This window comes from Stenotrophomonas sp. PA-6-5C (genome assembly GCF_021605635.1).
Taxonomy (GTDB): domain Bacteria; phylum Pseudomonadota; class Gammaproteobacteria; order Xanthomonadales; family Xanthomonadaceae; genus Stenotrophomonas; species Stenotrophomonas lactitubi.
Map to the genome: position 1 here is coordinate 1 of NZ_WKEE01000007.1, position 21,239 is coordinate 21,239.

At 62.6% G+C, this 21,239-nt stretch carries 23 protein-coding genes; 13 read left to right on the forward strand and 10 right to left on the reverse strand.

The genetic code is table 11. The features are described 5' to 3' along the window. Nucleotides 1-214: 214 nt before the first annotated feature. The 10 genes from GIW57_RS04155 to GIW57_RS04200 all read left to right on the forward strand — a co-directional run bounded on the left by GIW57_RS04155 (nt 215) and on the right by GIW57_RS04200 (nt 10,218). On the forward strand, nt 215-361 hold the full coding sequence (locus GIW57_RS04155; protein ID WP_236509230.1) for a hypothetical protein: 147 nt from the start codon (nt 215-217) through the stop codon (nt 359-361). 1,565 nt (nt 362-1,926) lie between these two features. Beyond that, complete coding sequence (locus GIW57_RS04160; protein ID WP_236509231.1) at nt 1,927-5,544, forward strand: RHS repeat domain-containing protein; 3,618 nt, start codon at nt 1,927-1,929, stop codon at nt 5,542-5,544. A 3-nt stretch (nt 5,545-5,547) separates the two neighbouring features. Beyond that, nucleotides 5,548-6,471, forward strand: a complete 924-nt coding sequence (locus tag GIW57_RS04165) for an RHS repeat-associated core domain-containing protein (protein WP_100463638.1) — start codon at nt 5,548-5,550, stop codon at nt 6,469-6,471. Next, nucleotides 6,458-6,913 (forward strand): hypothetical protein, encoded by a 456-nt coding sequence (locus tag GIW57_RS04170; protein WP_019659411.1) that lies wholly within the window; start codon nt 6,458-6,460, stop codon nt 6,911-6,913. The genes GIW57_RS04165 and GIW57_RS04170 overlap by 14 nt, the downstream gene beginning before the upstream one ends. A 444-nt stretch (nt 6,914-7,357) precedes the next feature. Continuing rightward, entirely contained in the window at nt 7,358-7,870 is a 513-nt protein-coding gene (locus GIW57_RS04175; RefSeq protein ID WP_236509232.1) for a hypothetical protein, read from the forward strand. Between the two features lie 3 nt (nt 7,871-7,873). Next, complete coding sequence (locus tag GIW57_RS04180) at nt 7,874-8,077, forward strand: hypothetical protein (protein ID WP_100463641.1); 204 nt, start codon at nt 7,874-7,876, stop codon at nt 8,075-8,077. A gap of 478 nt (nt 8,078-8,555) precedes the next feature. Further along, entirely contained in the window at nt 8,556-8,921 is a 366-nt protein-coding gene (locus GIW57_RS04185) for a hypothetical protein (protein ID WP_100463643.1), read from the forward strand. 35 nt (nt 8,922-8,956) lie between these two features. After that, entirely contained in the window at nt 8,957-9,373 is a 417-nt protein-coding gene (locus tag GIW57_RS04190) for a hypothetical protein (RefSeq protein ID WP_236509233.1), read from the forward strand. A 91-nt stretch (nt 9,374-9,464) separates the two neighbouring features. Beyond that, nucleotides 9,465-9,857: a hypothetical protein gene (locus tag GIW57_RS04195; protein WP_157804869.1), complete on the forward strand. Its 393-nt coding sequence runs from the start codon at nt 9,465-9,467 to the stop codon at nt 9,855-9,857. Between the two features lie 58 nt (nt 9,858-9,915). Then, a complete protein-coding gene (locus GIW57_RS04200; protein WP_236509234.1) occupies nt 9,916-10,218 on the forward strand; it encodes a hypothetical protein in 303 nt (100 codons plus the stop codon). Between the two features lie 176 nt (nt 10,219-10,394). On the opposite strand, the gene GIW57_RS04205 is transcribed toward GIW57_RS04200, so the two are convergent. From GIW57_RS04205 to GIW57_RS04225, 5 genes are all read right to left on the reverse strand, one after another. Beyond that, entirely contained in the window at nt 10,395-11,651 is a 1,257-nt protein-coding gene (locus GIW57_RS04205; RefSeq protein WP_236509235.1) for a cysteine desulfurase, read from the reverse strand. Next, nucleotides 11,648-12,910: a Fe-S cluster assembly protein SufD gene (gene sufD / locus GIW57_RS04210; protein WP_236509236.1), complete on the reverse strand. Its 1,263-nt coding sequence runs from the start codon at nt 12,908-12,910 to the stop codon at nt 11,648-11,650. Before sufD ends, GIW57_RS04205 begins: the two co-directional genes overlap by 4 nt. Then, complete coding sequence (gene sufC, locus GIW57_RS04215) at nt 12,910-13,674, reverse strand: Fe-S cluster assembly ATPase SufC (protein WP_100551762.1); 765 nt, start codon at nt 13,672-13,674, stop codon at nt 12,910-12,912. The genes sufD and sufC overlap by 1 nt, the downstream gene beginning before the upstream one ends. Nucleotides 13,675-13,747: 73 nt before the next feature. After that, entirely contained in the window at nt 13,748-15,223 is a 1,476-nt protein-coding gene (gene sufB, locus GIW57_RS04220; RefSeq protein WP_236509237.1) for a Fe-S cluster assembly protein SufB, read from the reverse strand. A gap of 17 nt (nt 15,224-15,240) precedes the next feature. After that, on the reverse strand, nt 15,241-15,696 hold the full coding sequence (locus GIW57_RS04225; RefSeq protein WP_025873978.1) for an SUF system Fe-S cluster assembly regulator: 456 nt from the start codon (nt 15,694-15,696) through the stop codon (nt 15,241-15,243). Between the two features lie 210 nt (nt 15,697-15,906). Here GIW57_RS04225 and GIW57_RS04230 point away from each other — a divergent pair, with 210 nt between their 5' ends. Together GIW57_RS04230 and GIW57_RS04235 are read left to right on the forward strand one after the other, a co-directional pair. Further along, nucleotides 15,907-16,374 (forward strand): SET domain-containing protein-lysine N-methyltransferase, encoded by a 468-nt coding sequence (locus GIW57_RS04230; RefSeq protein WP_089239376.1) that lies wholly within the window; start codon nt 15,907-15,909, stop codon nt 16,372-16,374. A 172-nt stretch (nt 16,375-16,546) separates the two neighbouring features. Beyond that, on the forward strand, nt 16,547-17,089 hold the full coding sequence (locus tag GIW57_RS04235; protein WP_100463663.1) for a type 1 glutamine amidotransferase domain-containing protein: 543 nt from the start codon (nt 16,547-16,549) through the stop codon (nt 17,087-17,089). Nucleotides 17,090-17,161: 72 nt separating this feature from the next. On the opposite strand, the gene GIW57_RS04240 is transcribed toward GIW57_RS04235, so the two are convergent. The 4 genes from GIW57_RS04240 to GIW57_RS04255 form a co-directional block, all read right to left on the reverse strand. After that, on the reverse strand, nt 17,162-17,758 hold the full coding sequence (locus GIW57_RS04240; protein WP_089239378.1) for a DUF1439 domain-containing protein: 597 nt from the start codon (nt 17,756-17,758) through the stop codon (nt 17,162-17,164). A gap of 81 nt (nt 17,759-17,839) precedes the next feature. Then, nucleotides 17,840-18,268 (reverse strand): hypothetical protein, encoded by a 429-nt coding sequence (locus tag GIW57_RS04245; protein ID WP_329605741.1) that lies wholly within the window; start codon nt 18,266-18,268, stop codon nt 17,840-17,842. Between the two features lie 170 nt (nt 18,269-18,438). Continuing rightward, a complete protein-coding gene (locus tag GIW57_RS04250; protein ID WP_180163815.1) occupies nt 18,439-18,747 on the reverse strand; it encodes a DUF3861 family protein in 309 nt (102 codons plus the stop codon). A gap of 291 nt (nt 18,748-19,038) precedes the next feature. Continuing rightward, nucleotides 19,039-19,440 (reverse strand): HU family DNA-binding protein, encoded by a 402-nt coding sequence (locus tag GIW57_RS04255; protein WP_089239384.1) that lies wholly within the window; start codon nt 19,438-19,440, stop codon nt 19,039-19,041. A 370-nt stretch (nt 19,441-19,810) separates the two neighbouring features. Between GIW57_RS04255 and GIW57_RS04260 the strand changes: the two genes are divergently transcribed. Beyond that, a complete protein-coding gene (locus tag GIW57_RS04260; RefSeq protein ID WP_019659396.1) occupies nt 19,811-20,242 on the forward strand; it encodes an OsmC family protein in 432 nt (143 codons plus the stop codon). 95 nt (nt 20,243-20,337) lie between these two features. Here the strand turns inward: GIW57_RS04260 and GIW57_RS04265 are convergent, their stop codons facing one another. Next, a complete protein-coding gene (locus GIW57_RS04265) occupies nt 20,338-21,216 on the reverse strand; it encodes a PhzF family phenazine biosynthesis protein (protein WP_236509239.1) in 879 nt (292 codons plus the stop codon). Between the last annotated feature and the right edge of the window lie 23 nt (nt 21,217-21,239).

Consider the following 21,239-nt stretch of genomic DNA (forward strand, 5'->3'; position numbering starts at 1 on the left):
AGCGGGGAGGTGGCTGATCCGGCTGGCTTTGCCAAGTGTGTCGGATACGCCTTGTTGACGCAGCCTTCATTTTTCATTCATAAATGAAGCAATGCCCGCCCACCGTGTTCAAGCGTGTGGTTGTCTGCCGGAGTGGGCACCGTCCGATCTGAGCATCGACAGTGGCGCGATGTGGGCGGGGCTCTCAAGGAAGGTCGATCCAGGGAGGATCTTCATGCAAGCACGGCTCATTGCTCATCCGCGCGCGGCAAACGCCATCAAAGGCCTGCTTCTGACGGCACTGGCCTTCTGCGTGATGGCGCCGGTAACCGCTTCCGCCCAGATCGTGCCGACTTGGCGTCAGGAATATGACAAGCGCTGAAGTATGGCGATCTTGTCGAGCCGCTGAAGGGCGAGATCTTTGGTGAGCAGGTGAACCTGTATGACGGTTCGATCAGCTTCAAGGCCACGGATATTTCGATTCCGGGTAACGGTGGGCTCGCGATTTCGCTCAGCCGCAGTTACGGGGACGTCAGCGGCAGTGCAAACGACAAGGAGTATGGAAACTGGGATCTGGACATCCCATCACTTTCAGGCACATATGGAGACCAGCCCGAAACCGCGGTCGGCGGGCATTGGACACCAAGCGCACGTTGCTCGACAGTTTCCGCTCCCCCGTCCTTGGATGTCTGGAACTACAAGCATACCCAGACCATCAGTTTTGCCCCCTACACCTATTGGGAGGGAGTAAGGCTTTCGCTGCCCGGCGGAGGCGGTGAAACCGTCCTTGCAGGCAGCGGAGACGCGCGCCAGCCCATGCCGCAGGTTGGCGCGGCGACGCCTTGGAATACCAAATCGGGGTGGTTCTTCTCCTGCCTCAGTTCGCTCAAGAGTGGTCAGGCGGGCGAGGGCTTCCTGGGGCACGCGCCAGACGGGACCAAATACTACTTTGACTGGATGGTGGCACGCGAGCACGAGTCTGCTGTTCTCCAGCCCTACGACACCATCACCCATGCCACCCTGAAGCGAAAAAAGGTCTTCCTCTATCCTTCGCAGGTCGTTGATCGTTTCGGCAACTGGGTCCGCTACGAGTGGAGTGGTGGGCGATTGGATCGAATGGTCGCCAACGATGGGCGCAGCATCAGCCTTTCCTATGATTCCTTGGGGCGCATTGCATCGGCGGCGGCATCGGGCCGAACCTGGACATATGGCTATGCTCCTACCGGTGTATTGCAGTCGGTTACTTTGCCGGATGGGACGGCATGGGGCTACAACCTGCCGCCGGTCTATGTGACGAAGAAGTACCAGGAGTACACCGGGCAGCCCGTGAGTGACTACATGGAAACCCCGGCCCTCTGCGCGAAGACGAACAAGATCGTGCAGACGGAAGTTACAGCCTCCATCACGCATCCATCCGGTGCGGTGGGAACCTTCGTCTTCCGGCCATTCCGGCATGGGCGCAAGAACGTGCCGTTCAATTGCCAGACCTCAGGCGATGAGCAGTTGCTGGCTGATGGGTGGAATCTCACGCCCATCTATCGTGACGCGATGTCGCTGGTTGCCAAAACCATCAGTGGCCCCGGCATGCCTACGGCTCAATGGAACTATCAGTATACAAATCTGGGGTGGGAGTACGACAGAAGGGTCCACGAGGCTGGGTGGCCGATGATCCCGGTGGGGCAGGCGGAACCAAAGATAACGATTGAAACCCTGCCGGATGGGGTCATCCGGACATACGAATTCGGTAAGGAAGTCGGCTACAACGACGGTCTACTGCTGTCCACGACCACCAGCTCCGGCGGCGCGGTGGTTCGCACGGAGCGCAACAACTACTACCCGGACGCGCAGCTTGCCAGCGCACCGTTCCCGCATGAGGCAGGACGGAATCTCAAGTACGGCGCCAGGGAGTTGGGTGAGCACCTGAATCGCCCAGTGCAGAGCACGAGCGTGAATCAGGATGGCGTGCAGTTCACCCGTACGGTGCAGAGCTTTGACGCCTTCGTCCGCGAAGTCACCGTCGTCGAAGCGAATTCCACCGGACAGAGCCGTACCAGCACCACGACCTACTACGACAATCCGACGCTATGGTTGAATGGTCAGACCGCGCGCAGTGTCCTCAATGGTATTGAGCAGTCGCGCACCGAGTTCGACACCGCCACCGCGTTGCCGCTGCGCGCCTATGCATTCGGCCGCCTGGCGCAGCAGGTGACCTATGCGGCCGATGGCACTGTGGCGTCGGTAGCCGATGGCCGCGGCAACACCAGCCATCTGTCAGCATGGAAACGCGGCATTCCGCAGCAACTGCGGCTGCCAGCCACACCTGAAGCGCCCAACGGTGCGGTGCGCACTGTCGCCGTCGACGACAACGGTTGGATCACCTCGCTGACCGACGAGACCGGCGCAACCACCAGCTTCAGCTACGACAGCATGGGGCGCCTGCGGAGCCAGCAGTTCCCGAGCGGCGACAGCGTGAACTGGAATGGCGTAACCATGGACCTGCAGCGGCTGGGTGGCGCGCAGCTGGGGGTGCCCGCCGGAGCATGGAAGCACTCCCGCACGCAGGGCGGGCGGCGCACGGATACCTACCTGGATGCGATGTTCCGCCCGGTGCTGGTGACCGAAAACGCCAACAACGTGCTCGACAGTGCCGTGGTGACACGCTACGACACCAGTGGCAAGACCGTGTTTGCCTCGTATCCCACGCGGCAGCTCTCCGATATCAATGCCGCCCTGACCGGCACCACGACGCAGTACGACGCGTTGGGCCGCCCCACCGTGGTCAGTCAATCGTCCGAGCTGGGGGCACTGGTTACCCGCACCGAGTACGTGGGCAATCTGTCGGTGAAGGTGACCAACCCGCGAGGCCAGGCGACGACGACACGCCATCTTGCCTACGACCAGCCCAGCTACGAGATGCCGCTGACGCTGCAGCACCCGGAAGGCGTGGTGACCGAGATCCAGCGAGATACGCTGGGCAAGCCGCTGGCGATCACCCGCCGCAGTGCAGACGGCAGCCAGTCGCTCACCCGCCGCTACGTCTATGACGGCTACCAGCAGCTGTGCAAGACCATCGAACCGGAAACCGGTGCGACCGTGCAGGACTACGACGCGGCAGGCAACGTGCTGTGGTCGGCGGCCGGCACGGGTTTGACGAGCACCACCGACTGCAACCGCAGTGACGCCCTGGCCAGCGGACGTGCGGTGAAGCGCAGTTACGATGCCGCCAACCGCTTGTCGACCCTGATCTTCCCGGATGGGCGCGGAAATCAGAACTGGTCCTACGCGCCTGATGGTCTGCCTGCCGAGATCAGTACGCAGAACGATCCGGCCCGGCCGATGGTCGTCAACCGCTACCAGTACAACCGCCGCCGCCTGCTCAGCGGCGAAACCCTGCAGCATCCGGATCTGGGAAGCCTGAGCCTGGCCTATGGCTACGATGCCAACGGCACACTGGCCAGCAATACCTATCCGGGTGGGCGTGTCGTCAGCTATACGCCGGACGCACTGGGTCGGGCGACGACGGTCGGCGGCTATGCGAAAGAGGCCAGTTACTTCGCCAACGGCGCGTTGGCCCGCTTCGTCTATGGCAACGGGATCGTGCACACGTTGACCCAGAATGCCCGCGGGTTGCCCGACCGCAGCCGCGATGCCACCGCAGCGGCCGCAGTGCTGGATGACAGCTACGATTACGATGCCGGCGGCAACGTGATGGCCATTTCCGATGGTCTGCCCGGGGCGCCCGGCAACCGGGACATGACCTATGACGGCCTGGACCGGTTGCGGACGGTCACTGCACCGGGCTTCGGCAACGCATTGTATGAGTATGACGCGCTGGACAACCTGCGCCGTGCCAAGGTCGGCAGCCGCGATCGTACGCACTATTTCGATCCGACCAATCGGCTGGTCAACGTGATCGAAACCGGAACAGGGGCAACCGTGACCGGTCTTGGCTATGACGTGCAGGGCAATCTTTCGGTGCGCAATGGCCAGGCTTTCGCGTTTGATTACGGCAACCGGCTGCGTGCGGCGGGTACAGCAGAGAGCTACGAGTACGACGCTCACGGGCGCCGGGTGAAGGCCAGCGCCAGTGGCAAGGGGGCGATCTATTCGTTCTACGACAACGGCGGTGTGCTGCGATTCCAGCGCAACGAACGTACCGGCAAGCAGACCGACTATCTCTACCTGTCAGGCAGCCTGGTGTCCCAGGTGCATGGCGAAGCCGCACCCAGCGTTCCCGCGCTGAGTGCGCCGGGCTACATCACCCAGGGCAGCGTGAACCTGACCTGGAGCCCGGCCGGTGGTGCCAACCGCTATGAGCTGCAGCGAGCCCTTGCGGGCACCTGGAGCACGGTCTTCGATGGCGCGGCGCAATCGTTCACCAGCACCGGCCTGGTCACGGGGACCTATCAGTTCCGCGTGCGAGGCTGCCGGGCGGTGTGCGGCGGATGGAGCAATGTCGCGTCAGTGGCCGTGGCATTGGCGCCATCCACCGTGCCGACCTTGAACGTGCCTGCCACGGCCTTCAATGGCAGTTACAGCGTGGCATGGTCTGCGGCCTCTGGTGCCGAGCGCTATGAGCTGGAGGAAAGCGCCAATGGCGGCGCATGGGCCCAGGTGCACAACGCCATCAGTCAATCCAAGGCCTTCAGTGGCAAGGCAGCGGGAAGCTACAACTACCGGGTTCGCGCATGCAATCCGGTGGGATGCACGGGATACAGCGCCACGGCTGCGGTGACGGTGGTGTATCCGCCCGCCACTGCGCCAGGTCTCTCTGCGCCGGCACGCGCTGCGCCGGGCAGTATCGGCATTGGCTGGAACGGGGTGGCTGGTGCCACGCGTTACACCTTGCAGGAAAGCAGCAATGGTGGCGGATGGGTCACGCTGTTCGACGGCAACGCGGGTTCCTATGCCACCGCTGCGCGCGGGGTCGGCAGCTATGGCTATCGGGTTGCCGCCTGCAATGGCGCAGGCTGCGGACCGTGGTCGGCCACGGCGACGGTAGCGGTGATCGGGCCGCCGACGATCGAGCCGGTGATCAACGCGCCGGGCCTGGTGAACGTGCCGCAGTACAGCCTGAGCTGGTCGGTGCCAGCCAACAGCGAGAGTTTCGTGCTGGAGGAGAGTGCCAACGGTGGTGGCTGGACAGTGGTGCATAACGGCGGCGGAAACAGCTTTGGCGCCAGCCGTGGAAAAGGCAGCTACGCCTATCGCGTGAGGGCGTGCAATTTCGCGGGGTGCAGTCCGTACTCGGGCATTGCGACGGTTGTGGTCGCACTTCCGCCAGGGACACCTTACTTCAATGTGGCCAACTGGCTCAGTACGCGCAAGGCACCCTATCAGATCCAGTGTGAGGTGGGCTGGAGCCAGGTGCCCGATGCTACCGAGTATCAACTTGAGAGTGGCGGCGGTGGCAAACGTCTGTATACCGGGCCCAATACCTATGTGAGCGCCAACGGCAATGCCTACTGCGCCGGCGACTATCGCGTGCGTGCCTGCAATGCAGGTGGTTGCTCACCGTGGTCGGCCGACCATCCCGTCACCCGAGGCGTACTGAGCTGGGACTAAGCCATGAATGGACTCTCTTTGCTGTTGATTCGGGCGGTACTCGCGGTGGTGGTGCTGGCGGCCTGTATGGCTCCGGCAGTCGCACAGGAAGTGGTCGAGTACATCCACACTGATGCACTGGGTTCACCGGTGGCGATCACCGATGCCAGCGGAAATGTCATCGAGCGTACGGTGTATGAGCCGTATGGGGCGGTGGTCAACCGGCCGTTGAAGGATGGGCCGGGATATACGGGGCATGTGACGGACTCCGGGACCGGGCTGAGTTACATGCAGCAGCGGTATTATGATCCGGCTATTGGATCTTTCATAAGTGCGGATCCGGTTGAGGCCAATGGGCATACGTCATCCAACTTCAATCGCTATAAATATGCCCTTGGAAATCCCTACGGTCATGTAGACCCTGACGGCCGTTGTGAGAGCGTATCCACATGCCAGATGATGAGAGATGATCTGGCTGTCATAAACGGCGAGATGGGGTTGGATGAGCGCCGGTCTCGCCAGGAGGCAAGAGCGGCCGGAGCCGTTGCGGGTGTTTCAGTTCTAGCTGCCAGTCGTATTCCGGCAGCGACTGCAGCTGTCATCGGTGGTGCGAAGAATGCATTTATCAATATTGCCAGTCGCGTTGCGTCGCTCACTCGATCTCAGCAGCAGGCAATTAAGAAAATAAATAACATTGTTGACAATAATGCAAAGCCTCACGACTTTGACGGAGTTGCTAAAGAGCTTCGCGGAATTGAGACCGGCTTTGATCATGTGACAGAGATGCAAAATTCACTGAAGGGGCTGAGCTCTGCCGCAAAAAGTTTGAGGGGGAGCTTGAATAATCCGAGTCTTTCTAGAGGGCAGCGTGTTAGGATCCAGCGAACGCTTGACAAGGCGGATGAAAACATAGCGAAGATGAAGGAGACGCTTGGTGGTGGAAGATAGCTTGCTGCTTGATAGGCTTTACAAGATCTCGGGTATTCTCACAGATGACCCCGATTCCTCAAGCTACATGTTGGTGTCGAGGTCGTTGTTTCATCGTGATCCGGAGATCCGAGAGAGGGCTATTTTCATCGGCGGGTTGCGTTGGGCAGATCCGTTGATTCTTGGTTGTTTTATTGGAATTGTTACGGTGGGGCAGGAACCTGTTGATGATAATCGTAGGCTTATGATTGAATCGCTTGTTTCTGCAGTGCTTCGGGGGAAGCTTGAAGCAGCTTCAATCGAGGAGTGGCTCAGGGCGGTGCTCCTTTCTAATGATTATGAGTCACTCCTGGCTAAGTCAGCCTACATTGGCTTGCTGCGCATTCAAGGGAAGATGTCGGTTTCTGATTTTGCATCTCTCGATTACGATGATGTATCTGTTGATTCATCATTCGTTTCTTGACGCCCGCATGTCATTTTTCGCATTGAGAAGGCAGTGTCTCATGATGGTGGTTGAGGCTCGTTCGTCGATCAACTGTTAGGGACGGTTATGGCACTCCCTTCCTACTGGAGAACGGTGCCGATGGCGGGGGCATTCCGGTTCAGGCCTATGTCGGCTCCAGCTGCGATGTCTGCCGCGCTGGTGATTTTGCAGGCCTTCAATCGTAGCGTGCTGAGCTGGAACCTTTCCTGCTGATTCGAGCGAGGAGAGTGCCAACGGTGGTGCCTGGACGGTGGTGCATAACGGCGGCGGGAGCAGCTTTGGTGCCAGCCGTGATAAGGGTAGCTATGTGTATCGGGTAAGGGCGTGCAATTTCGCGGGGGCAGTCCGTACTCGGGAGTCGTGTTCAAAGATCCGGCCGGGCGCTGCCCCCGGTGCTTGTGGGGTGCGCCAATAGGCGTAGTTGTGAAAATCGGTGTTCAGATGGCTATGGCTGAAGGGTCGATGGGCGAAAGATTCTCCCAAGTAAAATGGGGGCAAGTTGCTGCCGCAACAGCGGCTGGCGCGCTAAGTGGTGGAGTAAGTGCCGTTGCAAGCACAGCTGCCACTACCTGTGGAACCATTGCTGCAAACGTGGTTGGAAATGCAGCCGTCGGTGCATTTTCAGTCCAAGCAAATGCACAACTTGAAGGTAAGGCCGCTTCTATATCCGAGGTTGCGAAGGGCGCAGCCTTGAGCGGAGTAACGGCTGGCTTAGGGGCAGCTGTTTCTACTGCGCCTAGTGTTGCGGCTAGAAGTGCGAGTGCTGATCTGAGACAGGCTGAGCGAGCTGCGGCAGGAAATATGATGCAGGGTATAAAGGAAGCCGCTCCTGGGTTTAAATACTCCAATCCCACCCAAGCAGCGGCCAATGCCGCCGGTGCGGCGGTCAGTTCATCAGGCGATCTCGAACCACTTGTGAACGATACGTCGAAGTAGGATATGAAGATCAAATTGATCCTGAAGGGCGTCGCCGTGTATTACGCGAAAGCTGCTGTTTTCACGATCGCCAGCTATGGATTGTTGCGTCTTGTGTACGGGCATACAGGGATTTCATTCATTGAATGGGCGCTCATACTTCTGGCGGCGTTCACGGTGGGTTACATGCCTCTTTTCGTTGGCTTGCTACGCGGGAAGAGTTCGTAGCAGCCTTGTGCGGACGCGATACGTCCGCCGAATGGGGCCTCTTCTTTAGCGTAGCTATCTGGCAGGCTGCTGAAGCGCCAGTTGCAACGGGAGACGGCGCGATCGGAATTTTTTCGCCACAAGGCCTACGTGCAGTCGAGTGGCGGGACCTATTGCGCGCATGAGTATCGCGCGCGTGCCTGCAATGCAGGAGATTGCTTGCCGTGGTCGAGCAACCATCCTGTCGCCCAGAGTGTGCCGAACTGGGACTAAGCCATGAATGGACTCTCTTTGTTGTTGATTCGAGTGGTGCTTGCGATAGTGGTGCTGGTGGCCTGTATGGCGCCTGGATTGCGGCATGAACGGGTCGGGATTGCGCCTTGCGGGGTGGGGTTGCCCAATTAGGGGGGGCAGTTGCACGTATGCCCGTAATGATCCGAACCTACGGTACTGAGCGTGTTCTTGCTTGAGCACGAGGTCATTGGATGGGCTGGTTTCGATGAAGATCAAAGTTTTTCTATCTGCTGCCTTATCGATGCCGCTTCTTGCCTCCTGTGTGCAGGACCGCGGTTGTCTTCTTCGGGTCGCTAACCAGGACCACGACAGCTCCTCATCTCAGAAGATCCATGCTGATATGGATGAACTCATACATTCGCGCCCTGTGGATGGGGCGCGGGAAGTGAATGCAGAGTTGGTGGTATCACAGCTCGAACTCTCTCGGGAGGGGCGGAGAAATAGAAGGATTTTCTATGTATTGACTGATGGCGGCGGGGAATTCTTGACTGCGGGGACTTGTGGTATTGACGAAGACCAGTGTGCCTCGGTCATTGTGAAGCGAATGATCGGGTTCTGTGAAAGGATGTAGATTGCGGGTACGCTAAGTGTTGGGAGGGATTTTTGGTGAAAAATTCCCAAGTGTTTGATCGCTTTGGGCGGCTGGCCGATATTATTGTAGGGGCGCTTTGCTTGTTAGGGCTTGCAGCCTGTGGCGGAAGAGATGAAGGTTTGGGTGTGGTCATAAATCATGAGCCGGGAAACGCAGCGGCTAATCACTACGCACTGGCGCTCGAGTCAGTTTTCAGTTCTTCCGAGAGTGTGCTAGAAGCACAAATATGCAGGGTGCATTTAATTGATGTCAGGAAATCATTTGATCAGGCTGGAAGCGAAAGGGTAAGGGTATATTTCGTCTTGGCCGATCATCAAGGTGTCGTCAGGTCGGCGGACACCTGTGGGCTTCCTATGAATGAGTGCGTGACGATTATTGCCGAGAGGTCGAGGGTGAGCTGTCGGCTGGAAAAAGGGCTGGATCTCCACTGATTCGGGCGGTACTCGCGTTGGTGGTGCTCGTGGCCTGTGTGGCTCCGGCAGTCGCACAGGAAGTCGTTTCCATGTTCGGAGACTGCAAGGGATGGCGAAATGCAAGCTGGATGCTGAGTACTCAACCGCGTGGAGTGGTCGAATCCGCTCATGCCTGGCTGCTGTGGTTCTTTCGCTGGGGTTGCAAGGTTGTGATTGGTTGTCGGATCCGGTGATTGTTGTAAAGAATGTTGGACTTGACGTGATTTATGACGTCAGCTTGGAAGTTGGCGGTGGTGTGGTCGGCGTAGGATCAATTTCTTTCGGTGAAAGTAGGGTTGTAAAGCCTGAAGTCGCTGCTGATTCCTCACTTGTTGTAACTTACTACGAGAACAATGTCCGCGTGGTTTGCCATGGAGATGTGTATTTTACGAATAACCTCCATGTCAAGGTCGAGGCGGATGTGGGTGGAGGGGCTTGCCGTATTGGAGAGGTTGCGGATTGATTTGATCGGCAGGGCGTGCTTGACAGATTCTTATAGTGAGGTGTCAGGGTGAAGTGCAATGAAAAGCCTTGTTGAAAGCTTCCCCATTTTGGCTTCCATCATTCTAGGTGCCATGTGGATAAACGCATTTGCGGCTCACAGGATGTTGCTGAAAATCGAGCATGAACGGCCGGAAGTACTCGCTGCAGTCGGAATCATCAAGGTTGATTGGTGGCTTAGGTGCTTGCGCGGTATTGCAGTGCTTGCCCTTACTTCCAAAGGGAAGACGCTCCATCAGGGGGGACGGTGGGTGTTGAGGGGCGTCGTGATGATGTACGTTTTCTTGATTGCCTCCGGGGTATCCATGCTTGTTGGCATGTAGGAGACGGTGCCTCAAGGCCGTTGATGGTGGATGGATCGGCATTACGGTGAGATTGCCCGTTCCTGGCATCACTCGGTGCTTCCCGGTCACGCCTCTGCTTGCTTGCGTCCAGTGCGCAATAAAAAACGCCGCAGTTTCCTGCGGCGTTCTCATGCTTCCTCGATTCTTGCGAATCTTCAGCCCAGCAGCTTTCGCACCTTCGTCAACGCCGTCATGAACCGCTCGATCTCGGCATGCGTGTTATAGAACGCCAGCGACGCACGGCAGGTAGCCGCGACGCCGAAGTACTGCAGCAGCGGGTGTGCGCAGTGCTGGCCCGAGCGCACGGCCACGCCTTCCAGGTCGAGCAGGGTCGCCAGGTCGTGGGCATGCGCGCCATCGATCAGGAACGAGACCACGGCGGCCTTCTCCGGCGCTTCGCCGATGATGCGTAGGCCATCGACCCGACGCAACTCTTCGGTGAAGTGCGCCAGCAACTCGGCTTCGCGCGCTTCCACATGGTCCAGGCCGACGTTCTGCAGATAGTCGGCGGCCACGCCCAGGCCGATGAAGCCGGCGATGTTGGGGGTGCCGGCTTCGAACTTGTGCGGGGCATCGTTGAACACGGTGCCGTCGAAGCTGACTTCCTTGATCATCTCGCCGCCGCCCAGGAACGGCGGCATCGCGTCCAGGTGCTCGCGGCGCGCCCACAGCGCGCCGGTACCGGTCGGGCCGCACATCTTGTGGCCGGTGATGGCGTAGAAGTCGCAGCCGATCGCGGTGACATCGACCTTGCGGTGCGGTGCGGCCTGCGAGCCGTCGACCACGGTGACGATGCCGCGCTTGCGGGCTTCGCGACAGATCTCGCGCACCGGGTTGATGGTGCCGAGCACGTTGGAGACGTGGGCCACGGCCAGCAGCTTGACCTCGGGGGTCATCGCCGCGCGCAGCGCGTCCAGGTCCAGCGCGCCGTCGGGGGTGATCTCGGCCACGCGGATGGTCGCGCCGGTGCGCTGGGCCACCAGCTGCCACGGTACGATGTTGGCGTGGTGTTCCATGCGCGAAACCAGGATCACGTCGCCGGCCTTCAGCCGCGGCAGGGCCCAGGAGTAGGCAACGAGATTGATCGCGAAGGTGGTGCCACTGCACAGCACCAGATCGTTGCTGCGCACGTTGAGGAAACGGGCCAGCTTGTTGCGCGCGCCCTCGTAGGCGTCGGTGGCTTCGCTGCCCAGTGCATGCACCGCGCGGCTGACGTTGGCGTTGTAGCGGCGGTAGAACTCGTCCACCGCGCCGATCACCTGCACCGGCTTCTGGCCGGTGTTGGCATTGTCGAAATAGACCAGCGGCTTGCCGTGCACTTCACGCATCAGCAGCGGGAAGTCGAGGCGGACGCGATCCCAGTCGGGGGCACCACTGGGGCTTTCGATCGGGCGCGGCGTGGACAGGTTCATGCCACACCTGCCTCGGCCAACGCCTTGTCCAGGCGACGTGCCAGCTGCGCACGCAGTGCGTCCGGCAGGATCTTCAGCGGCTCGTGGCAGAACGCGGCGCTCAGCAGCGCCTGCGCCTGGGCCTGCGGCAGGCCGCGCGAGCGCAGGTAGAACAGCGCGTTGGCGTCGAGCTGGCCGACGGTGGCGCCGTGTGCGGCCTTCACTTCGTCGGCGTCGATCACCAGCGTCGGCTGGGTATCGATCTCGGCGTCGGCAGACAGCAGCAGGTTCTTGTTGGACAGGTTGGCGTCGGTGCCATCGGCGCCGGCACGGATCTGGATGCCGCCATGGAACACCACGCGGCTGCGGTTGGCGGCCACGCCACGCCACTGCAGCTCGGCGCTGGTGTCGCGGGCGATGTGGTCGATGCCCAGGCGGGTATCGACGTGTCGACGGCCGGTGCCGAGCAGCACGCCATTGGCGGTCAGCTGGGCGTTGTCGCCTTCCAGACGCACGTTCAGTTCATGGCGGCTGAGCGCGGCACCCAGCTCCAGGTCCACGCGGTGGTACTGCGCGTCCTTGGCCAGTACCGCGTCGGTGCGCAGGAAGCTGGTCTGGCGCGCGCTGCCCGCCTGCACCCGGGCGTGCTTGAGCACGGCATCGCGGGCGACGTGGGCGTGCAGCACGGTGTTGTCCAGATGCGCCGAGTCACCCACGCTGAAGCGGTGCTCGACCACGCCCAGGCTGGCACCCGCACGCAGTTCGATCAGGTGCCGGTGATGCCAAGCCAGGTCGGTGTCGCCGGCGACGCTGGCGAACACCAGCTGCAGCGGCGCCTCGACCTGCACGCCGTCGTCCACGCGCAGCACCACGCCTTCATCGGCGAGGGCAGCGTTGAGGTGGGCGAATACTTCGTCACTGCGCTCATAGCGGCGGCCGAGGAAGCGTACGGCATCCTCGCCAGCGGCCAGTGCGGAAGACAGCGTTTCCAACTGCACGCCGGCCGGCAGGCCCTGCACGTCGCTCAGCGCGTCGTTGAGGCGGCCATTGACGAACACCAGGCGCGGCGTAGGGATGTCCTCCAGCGCGGCGGCATCCAGCAGCGCCGGGGCCAACGGCGCGGCCGCGAAGCTGCGGCGCTCCAGCTGGCGCAGCGAGGTGTACTTCCAGCTTTCGCTGCGTGCGCCGGGCAGGCCGTCGCGCAGCACGCTGTCGAGCACTTCGCGGCGCGCATCGCTGCCGCAGAAGGCCTGGGCCATGGAGTCGAGCAGGGCGCTCATCAGACCGCCGCCTCGGGCACGACCCGGTCCTTCAGGAAGTCATAGCCGTGCGCTTCCAGTTCCAGCGCCAGTTCCGGGCCGCCGCTCTTGACGATGCGGCCATCGGCCAGCACGTGCACCACGTCCGGCTTGATGTAGTCCAGCAGGCGCTGGTAGTGGGTGATGACCAGGAACGAGCGGTCCGCGCTGCGCAGCGCGTTGACGCCGTCGGCCACGCTCTTCAGCGCATCGATGTCCAGGCCCGAATCGGTTTCATCCAGGATCGCCAGCTTCGGCTCCAGCACGGCCAGCTGGAAGATCTCGTTGCGCTTCTTCTCGCCACCGGAGAAGCCTTCGTTGACGCCACGGTGCAGCAGTTCGTCCTTCAGGTGCAGCACGGCCAGCTTCTGCCGAACCAGCTTGAGGAACTGCATGGAATCGAGCTCTTCTTCGCCGCGCGCCTTGCGCTGGGCGTTGAGCGCGGCGCGAAGGAAGTAGGTGTTGTTCACGCCGGGGATTTCCACCGGGTACTGGAACGCCAGGAACAGGCCGGCAGCGGCGCGCGCTTCCGGGTCCTGGTCGAGCAGGTCGACGCCTTCGAACTGCACGCTGCCTTCGGTGACCTCATAGCCGTCGCGGCCAGCCAGGACATTGCCCAGGGTGGACTTGCCGGCGCCGTTGGGGCCCATGATGGCGTGCACCTGGCCGGGCTTCACGTCCAGGGACAGGCCCTTGAGGATTTCCTTGTCGCCGATGCGGGCGTGGAGGTTTTCGATCTTCAGCATGGTGGGGGTTTCCGTGGTGCGGGCCGGGGCCCGCCGGTAAAAAGAATGCGTTGTGCGAGGGCAGGGCGGGCGATCAGCCCACCGAACCTTCCAGCGAGACTTCCAGCAGCTTCTTGGCTTCCACTGCAAATTCCATCGGCAGTTCGCGGAACACCTGCTTGCAGAAGCCGTCGACGATCATCGACACCGCGTCTTCCTGGCTGATGCCACGGGCGCGGCAGTAGAACAGCTGGTCGTCGGAGATCTTCGAGGTGGTGGCCTCGTGCTCGACGGTGGCACCCGGGTTCTTCACCTCGATGTAGGGGAAGGTGTGGGCGCCGCACTGCTTGCCGATCAGCAGCGAATCGCACTGGGTGTAGTTGCGCGCGCCGTCGGCATTGCGGTCGATCTTCACCAGGCCGCGGTAGGTGTTCTGGCCGCGGCCGGCGCTGATGCCCTTGCTGATGATCTTGCTCTTGGTGCGCTTGCCGACGTGGATCATCTTGGTGCCGGTGTCGGCCTGCTGGCGATGGTGGGTCAGCGCCACCGAGTGGAACTCACCGACCGAGTCGTCGCCCAGCAGCACGCAGGACGGGTACTTCCAGGTGATCGCCGAGCCGGTCTCGACCTGGGTCCAGGTGACCTTGCTGCGCGCGCCACGGCATTCGGCACGCTTGGTGACGAAGTTGTAGATGCCGCCGACGCCGTTCTCATCACCCGGGTACCAGTTCTGCACGGTGGAGTACTTGATCTCGGCATCGTCCAGCGTCACCAGCTCGACCACCGCCGCATGCAGCTGGTTCTCGTCGCGCATCGGCGCGGTGCAGCCTTCCAGGTAGGACACGTACGCCTTCTCTTCGCAGATGATCAGCGTGCGCTCGAACTGGCCGGTGTGGCCGGCGTTGATGCGGAAATAGGTGCTCAGTTCCATCGGGCAACGCACGCCCTTGGGGATGAACACGAAGCTGCCATCGGAGAACACCGCCGAATTGAGTGCGGCGAAATAGTTGTCGCCCACCGGCACCACGGTGCCCAGGTACTGTCTGACCAGTTCCGGGTGCTCCTTGATGGCTTCGGACATCGAGCAGAACACGATGCCCTTTTCGGCCAGTTCCTTGCGGAAGGTGGTACCGACGGACACCGAGTCGAACACCGCGTCCACCGCTACGCCGGCCAGCTTGGCGCGCTCGTGCAGCGGCACGCCCAGCTTGTCGTAGGTGTCCAGCAGTTCCTTCGGCACGTCATCCAGCGAGGCGTACTTCGGGCCCTTCGGCGCGGAGTAATAACTGAGCGCCTGCAGGTCGATCGGGGCGATCTGCAGCTTGGCCCAGTTCGGCATCGGCATGGTCAGGAAGTGGCGGTAGGCGTCCAGGCGCCACTGCGTCATCCATTCCGGCTCTTCCTTCTTCGCCGACAGGGCGCGGATGGTGTCCTCGTCCAGGCCCGGCGGCAGGGAGTCCGATTCGATGTCCGTGATGAAGCCGGCCGAATACTTGCGGCCGAGCTGCTCGTGGATCTCGCGGTTGGGGGTGTCGTCGCTGGCGACGGTTTCGATGGTTTCGGTGGCCATGGGGGGCTGCCTACGGATCAGGAGACGACGTCGACAGCGATGGTGCGGCGCTGTTCTTCGTCGACAAGGGGAAGAGGGGGCAGGATCTGCGCCAGGCTGACATCGCGCAGGGCCTCTGAGACCACGTCGTTGATCAGCCGCCAGCTGCTGCGCGCGCCGCACTTGGGCGCCATGCCGCACTGGTGGTGGTCGTGGCTGCACTCGGTCAGGGCCAACGGCCCTTCCATGGCTTCGACCACTTCAAACAGCGAGATCTCGATCGATGGGCGGGTCAGGCGGTAGCCGCCGCGGACGCCGCGCAGGCCTTCGACCAGGCCGGCCTGGGCCAGTGGCTTGAGCACCTTGCTGACGGTGGGCGGCTCCAGACCGGTGAATTCGGCCAGCTCGGTGGCACTGAGCACCTCGCCCGGACGGGCGGCGAGCACGGTCAGTACGACGGTGGCGTAATCGGTGAGCTTGGTGACGCGCAACATGGGATGCGAGTGGTTCTTAAAGCGGACTGAAATTGTACGCTTTTATTCGCCGGCATCCAACCCGGCCATTCAGCGGGCGCTTGGGGCCGGCTGCAGGTCGGCGGCCGAGGGCGGCCGACGGGGCGACATGCTGGGGCATGGGGGTGATTTTCGCAATCACCCGGAATGGGCGAGAATCAACGTTCCTTTCGCTGCAAACGTCTCTTGCCGATGCCCAAGAAGATCCAAGCCCGCAAGTCCGCCATCCACGGCAACGGTGTGTTTTCCGTGGCCCCGATCAAGCAGGGCGAGCGCGTGATCCAGTACAAGGGCCTGCTGCGCAGCCACGGCGATGTCGATGCCGATGACAGTGGCGATGTGGAAAGCGGCCATACCTTCCTGTTCACCCTCAACGATGACTGGGTGATCGATGCCAACTACAAGGGCAACGACGCGCGCTGGATCAACCACAGCTGCGACCCGAACTGCGAGGCGGTGATCGAGGAGAACGAGGACGGTGACAGCCGTGGCGACAAGGTCTTCATCGAGGCGCTGCGCGATATCAAGGCCGGCGAAGAACTGACCTACAACTACGGCATCACCCTGGCCGAGCGGCATACGGCCAAGCTGAAGAAGATCTGGGAGTGCCGCTGCGGCTCACCCAAGTGCACCGGCACGATGCTGCAGCCCAAGCGCTGATCCGGTAGCGCCGGGCCATGCCCGGCGAGCGCCAAGCGCGGGCGGAATCAGAAGCCGCCGGGCATGGCCCGGCGCTACCCGCGCGTTTCTGCACCTGCCGTGCACGGCCGGGTCACCGTCGTTCAATGCGCTTTCGCCCACCCTGTCCGCTCCCCCCTATCTGGAGCACGACATGGCACAGCGTCTTCGCGGCAAGCAGATCGCCATTCTCGCCACGCATGGTTTCGAGCAGTCTGAACTGATCGAGCCCAAGCACCTGCTGGAAGCGGAGGGCGCGCGCGTCAGCGTGGTGTCGCCGGCCAAAGAGGCCAGCATCAAGGGTTGGAAGGACAAGGACTGGGGTGATTCGGTCGCCGTGGATCAGCCGCTGGATGGCGCCGATGCCGGCCACTTCGATGCGCTGGTACTGCCCGGTGGCGTGATCAATCCGGATACCCTGCGCACCAACGAAGCAGTACTGGATTTCATCCGCAGCATGGCCGAGGCCGGCAAGCCGGTGGCGGCGATCTGCCACGGCCCCTGGCTGCTGATCAACAGCGGGCTGGCGAAGGGACACGAGGTGACGTCGTGGCCGTCGCTGCAGCAGGATCTGGCCAATGCCGGCGCGCGCTGGCGCGACGCGGAAGTGGTGGTGGATGGCAACCTGATCACCAGCCGCAAGCCCGCAGACATTCCGGCCTTCAGCGAGGCGGTGGTGAAAGCGCTGGCGGCGTGATGTTGTGCTGGTAGTGCCGGCCGCTGGCCGGCACGTGCGTGAAAGGATTGCCGGCCAGCGGCCGGCACTACCTTATTTGCCGAGCACGCCGGCCGGCACCAGGTTGCCCAGATTCTGGTTGAAGGTCACCACCAGCTTGCCGTTCTTCACCTGCGCTGACTGCACCTGCAGGGCACCGAGCAGGCCGGCCACGGCCGGGTCCAGCTTGTAGATCGGTTCGCGCTGGGCGTAGTCGCTCAGCCATGCGTTCAGCAGGCCGCGGGTACGCGAGTCGAGACGGCCGCCCTGGTTGGCCGGGGTGAAATCATCTACGGTCGGCTGCTGCAGGTGGAAGCCTTGGGTCTGCGCGTCATAGCGCAGGCCGCTGCTGAGCTTCACCGTGCCCAGCTTGGCCGGGTTGCCGCCCGCGGTGGCCAGCGCCACGTCCATGCCCAGGTTCAATCGCTCGCCTGCCGGCAGGCTCAGCTGGGGGTGGCTCATGGTCAGTGCGATCAGGCCACCCAGTGCGTCCTGGGTGCGCGGGAAGCTGCCATCCAGATACTGCTGCACGTCGCTGGCGCCAACCGCCAGTTCACGGCCGGAGATCGAAGGGGCGGCCTGCGCACCGATCGCGGCAGCGATCAGCACGGTCGAGGCGGCAAGGCGGGTCATCAGGGAACGCAGGCGCATGGCGGTGACCGGAAGAAGGATCGAGGAGGCCTACAGAGTAGCTTTGCCCGCTGAATCGCGGGTACACACCGCTGCAACGGTTCAGTCCAGCGTTGGCTGCAGGCTGGCCGACTGGATCTGCCAGGCGCGGCCGTCGGCACTGGGTTGGACGCGGTACCAGCCGTGGTAACGGAAGGTGCCGCTGGCAGTCACCGCGCGGATCTTCACCGGCACTTCCAGCAGGCGCGGCGGCTGGCCATCGTCGCGCGGCACCGCCACATCACTGTCCAGGCGCAGGTTGCGTACGTCGGGCAGCAGGCGCAGCACGGCGTCGTCAGCGTGACGCGGGTCGGCCGGGGCGTAGGTCCAAGCCGCATCGCTGCGCGCCTTGTTCTGGTTGAGCAGGTCGAGCATGTAGCGGTTGAGCATCGCTGCGGGCGATTCGCTGCCGATGGCAACGGCGCCATACAGCGGGTCGACGGTGACGGCGTCGAGGGCAGCTGATTCCGGTGCCGTATTCGTCGATGGCACGGAAGGGGAAATTGCGGTTGAGGCGGGCTCCGACGAGGCGGACTCGGCTGGAGGCATCGGGTTGGAACACCCCACCATAAGCAACGGGATCAACAAGCAAAGAGAACCGCGCATGTCTGCCTCCTCCCCGAGGCGACCTGGAAGGCGGCAGTGTAGCGGCCGGGGCCGGCTCAGCGCGAAGAGGGAAGCTGCTCCAGCGCATCCAGCGCCGGCAGCACCTGTACGGCGATCGCGGCCAGTGCATGGCCGTCGGTGTCTGCATGGCGCTGCACGATGTCACGCAGCAGCTGGGTGGCCACCACCAGCGTGGCACGTTCGTCGCCGCTCAGGCCTGCCGTGCGCGGGGCTGATTCCAGCAGACGCATCAGGTCGCGGCTGGCACGATGTTCCAGTTCGATGGTGCAGCGCCCGGTGCACTGGTGCCCGTCCTTTTCGATCGGGGTCACCGAGATCCGGTAGCGGGTGGAGGGGCTGGCCATGGGGGTGCTCGCGCTGGTGGGGAGGAATGTGTCCACCATAGGCAAGGCATTGGCCGGCGGCGATGGCCGGGGCTGCACGCAGTGTTCCACCCGGTTTGTTCCTGCACTGGAAAAACAGCGGCGCGGCCATGGGCGGCGGGCCTGTGCGGGTGATTGCGTGGGCGCGGGAAACGCTGTGTTGCGGGGTCGCAGGGGGCGGCATCCACGCGTGGCGTGGATCCACTGGAGAGCGGGCAAAAAAAACGGGACGGCCAAGGCCGTCCCGTCAGGTATCCGCTGCAGGGCGCGCGCTTAGAGCGCAGCGTCCTTGAGCTTCTTCAGCGGGCGAACCTTGAGCTTGGTGGTGGCCGGCTTGGCGGCGAACCACTGCTCTTCCTTGGTGAACGGGTTGATGCCCTTGCGCTTCGGCTTGGCTGCCACATTGACGGTGCTGATTTTCAGCAGGCCCGGCAGGGTGAACGAGCCGGCGCCCTTCTTGTGCACCGAAGCGGCGACAGCGCCTTCCAGCGAGGCCAGCACAGCGCGGACGTCCTTGGCGACAACGCCGGAGACTTCAGCGATGTGTGCAACCAGGCCCGACTTGGTCAGCACTTCCTTGATCGGCTTCGGAGCGGCCGGCTTGGCGGCGGCAGCCTTCGTCGCGACTTTCTTCACTGCCTTCTTCGGGGCAGCCTTCTTAGCGGTCTTTGCCATGGTTTCCTGTTCCGTGAACGGTTGGTTGTTTGGTCGGCGCCGAACCCCGTCGGCAAGCGCAATGTAGGGCAACTCTTGGGCGCCGCCAATAGCCTGGAGCGCTGAAAGTGCATGTTTTTTCATATCCAGGCCGATTCAGTACATGGCTGGCAGTGGGGGAAGCGGGGGCCGTGGTGCACTGTATTGCGCTGTTGTTGTTTTCGGTCGGGTTGGCGAAATGACTGAAAACAAGGGGAAAATCGCCGGGGTGATGGCGAAGAAGTGTCCACTCGCTGGCTCGGGACAGGCGCGGCGCATGCGGCGGAGCGACGCAGGGCTAACGCGGTGCGTGCCAGGGTATTGGTTCATCACAGCCACAACGGAGCAGGACATGGGAATCTCGCGACACGCAACCGCGCATTGGGAAGGCGACCTGAAGTCGGGCAAAGGCCAGTTGAGCACGCCACAGAGCGGCCTGCTGGACAAAACCCGCTACGGTTTCAACAGCCGTTTCGGTGATGAAAAGGGCACCAACCCCGAGGAACTGATCGCCGCCGCGCACGCTGGTTGTTTCACCATGGCGCTGTCGGCCAAGCTCGGCGAAGCCGGGTTCACCCCGACCTCGCTGGATACCGAAGCCAAGGTCGATCTGTCGATGGAAGGCGGCCCGCAGCTGTCGCAGATCCGGCTGAAAGTGAAGGCGGTGGTGCCGGGAATCGATGCGACCCAGTTCCGCGCGATCGCCGATGACGCCAAGCAGAACTGCCCGGTTTCCAAGGCGCTGAGCGCAGTGCCGATCAGCCTCGAAGCCGAGCTGGGCTGAGCGAGCTGGGCTGAGAAGGTGGTAGCGCCGGGCCATGCCCGGCGAGCGCAGCGGAAAGACGCCGGGCATGGCCCGGCGCTACCTCGTACGGGCAGTCACCAGTCGATGGTGCCGGAAATCACCGTCTGCACCTGGCCACCGGACCAGACCTCGCCGTCTTCGTCGACCAGCAGGGTCAGGCGCGCATCATGGCCGACTTCGCGACCTTGGCTGACTTCGAAGGGCTGGCGGCCGCGCGGCAGGGCATCGCGGAGGTCCAGCCAGGCCGCCAGTACGGCGTTGGCCGCGCCTGAAGCAGCGTCCTCGAAGCGGCGTCCATTGCCGACGAAGGCGCGCACGGCCAGGTCGTAACCGTCGCTGCCATCGGCAAAGGCATAGGCGAACACACCCATGCTGTCGGTCGATTCAGCCAGCGTGGCGATCGCGTCCCAATCGGGGCGCAGGGCGCGCAACGCGGCTTCGTCCGCAACCTGCACGACCCACCAGCTGCGACCGCCCTGCATGCGCGCAGGTGGCAGCGCACCCAGCGGCCAGCCCTGCAGGGCGGGCTGCAGGCGCGGATCGTCGGCTGCCGCGGTCTCGGCCAGCTGTGCACGCGGCGTACGGATCGCGATGCGCTGCTGGGCGCCTTCGCCGGTCACGCGCAGTGGCAGCGCCCCGGCGATGCCGTCCTGTACCAGTACTCCGTCAACCGGCACGGCGATGCCTGCCTGCAGCACCGCATGGGCTGTGCCGACGCTGGGATGGCCGGCGAACGGCACTTCTTTCTGCGGGCTGAACATGCGCAGCCGATAGCTGCTGCCGGGCGCCTGTGGCGGGAACACGAAGGTGGTTTCGGGCAGGCGGGTCCAGCGGGCGATGGCCTGCATTGCCGCATCGTCCAGGCCTTCGGCATCGAGCACGACAGCCAGCGGATTGCCAGCGCCCGGGCGCGGGGAAAACACATCCAGCTGCAGGAAACGGCGTGCGGACATCAGGCGGGAACTCCAGGAAACAG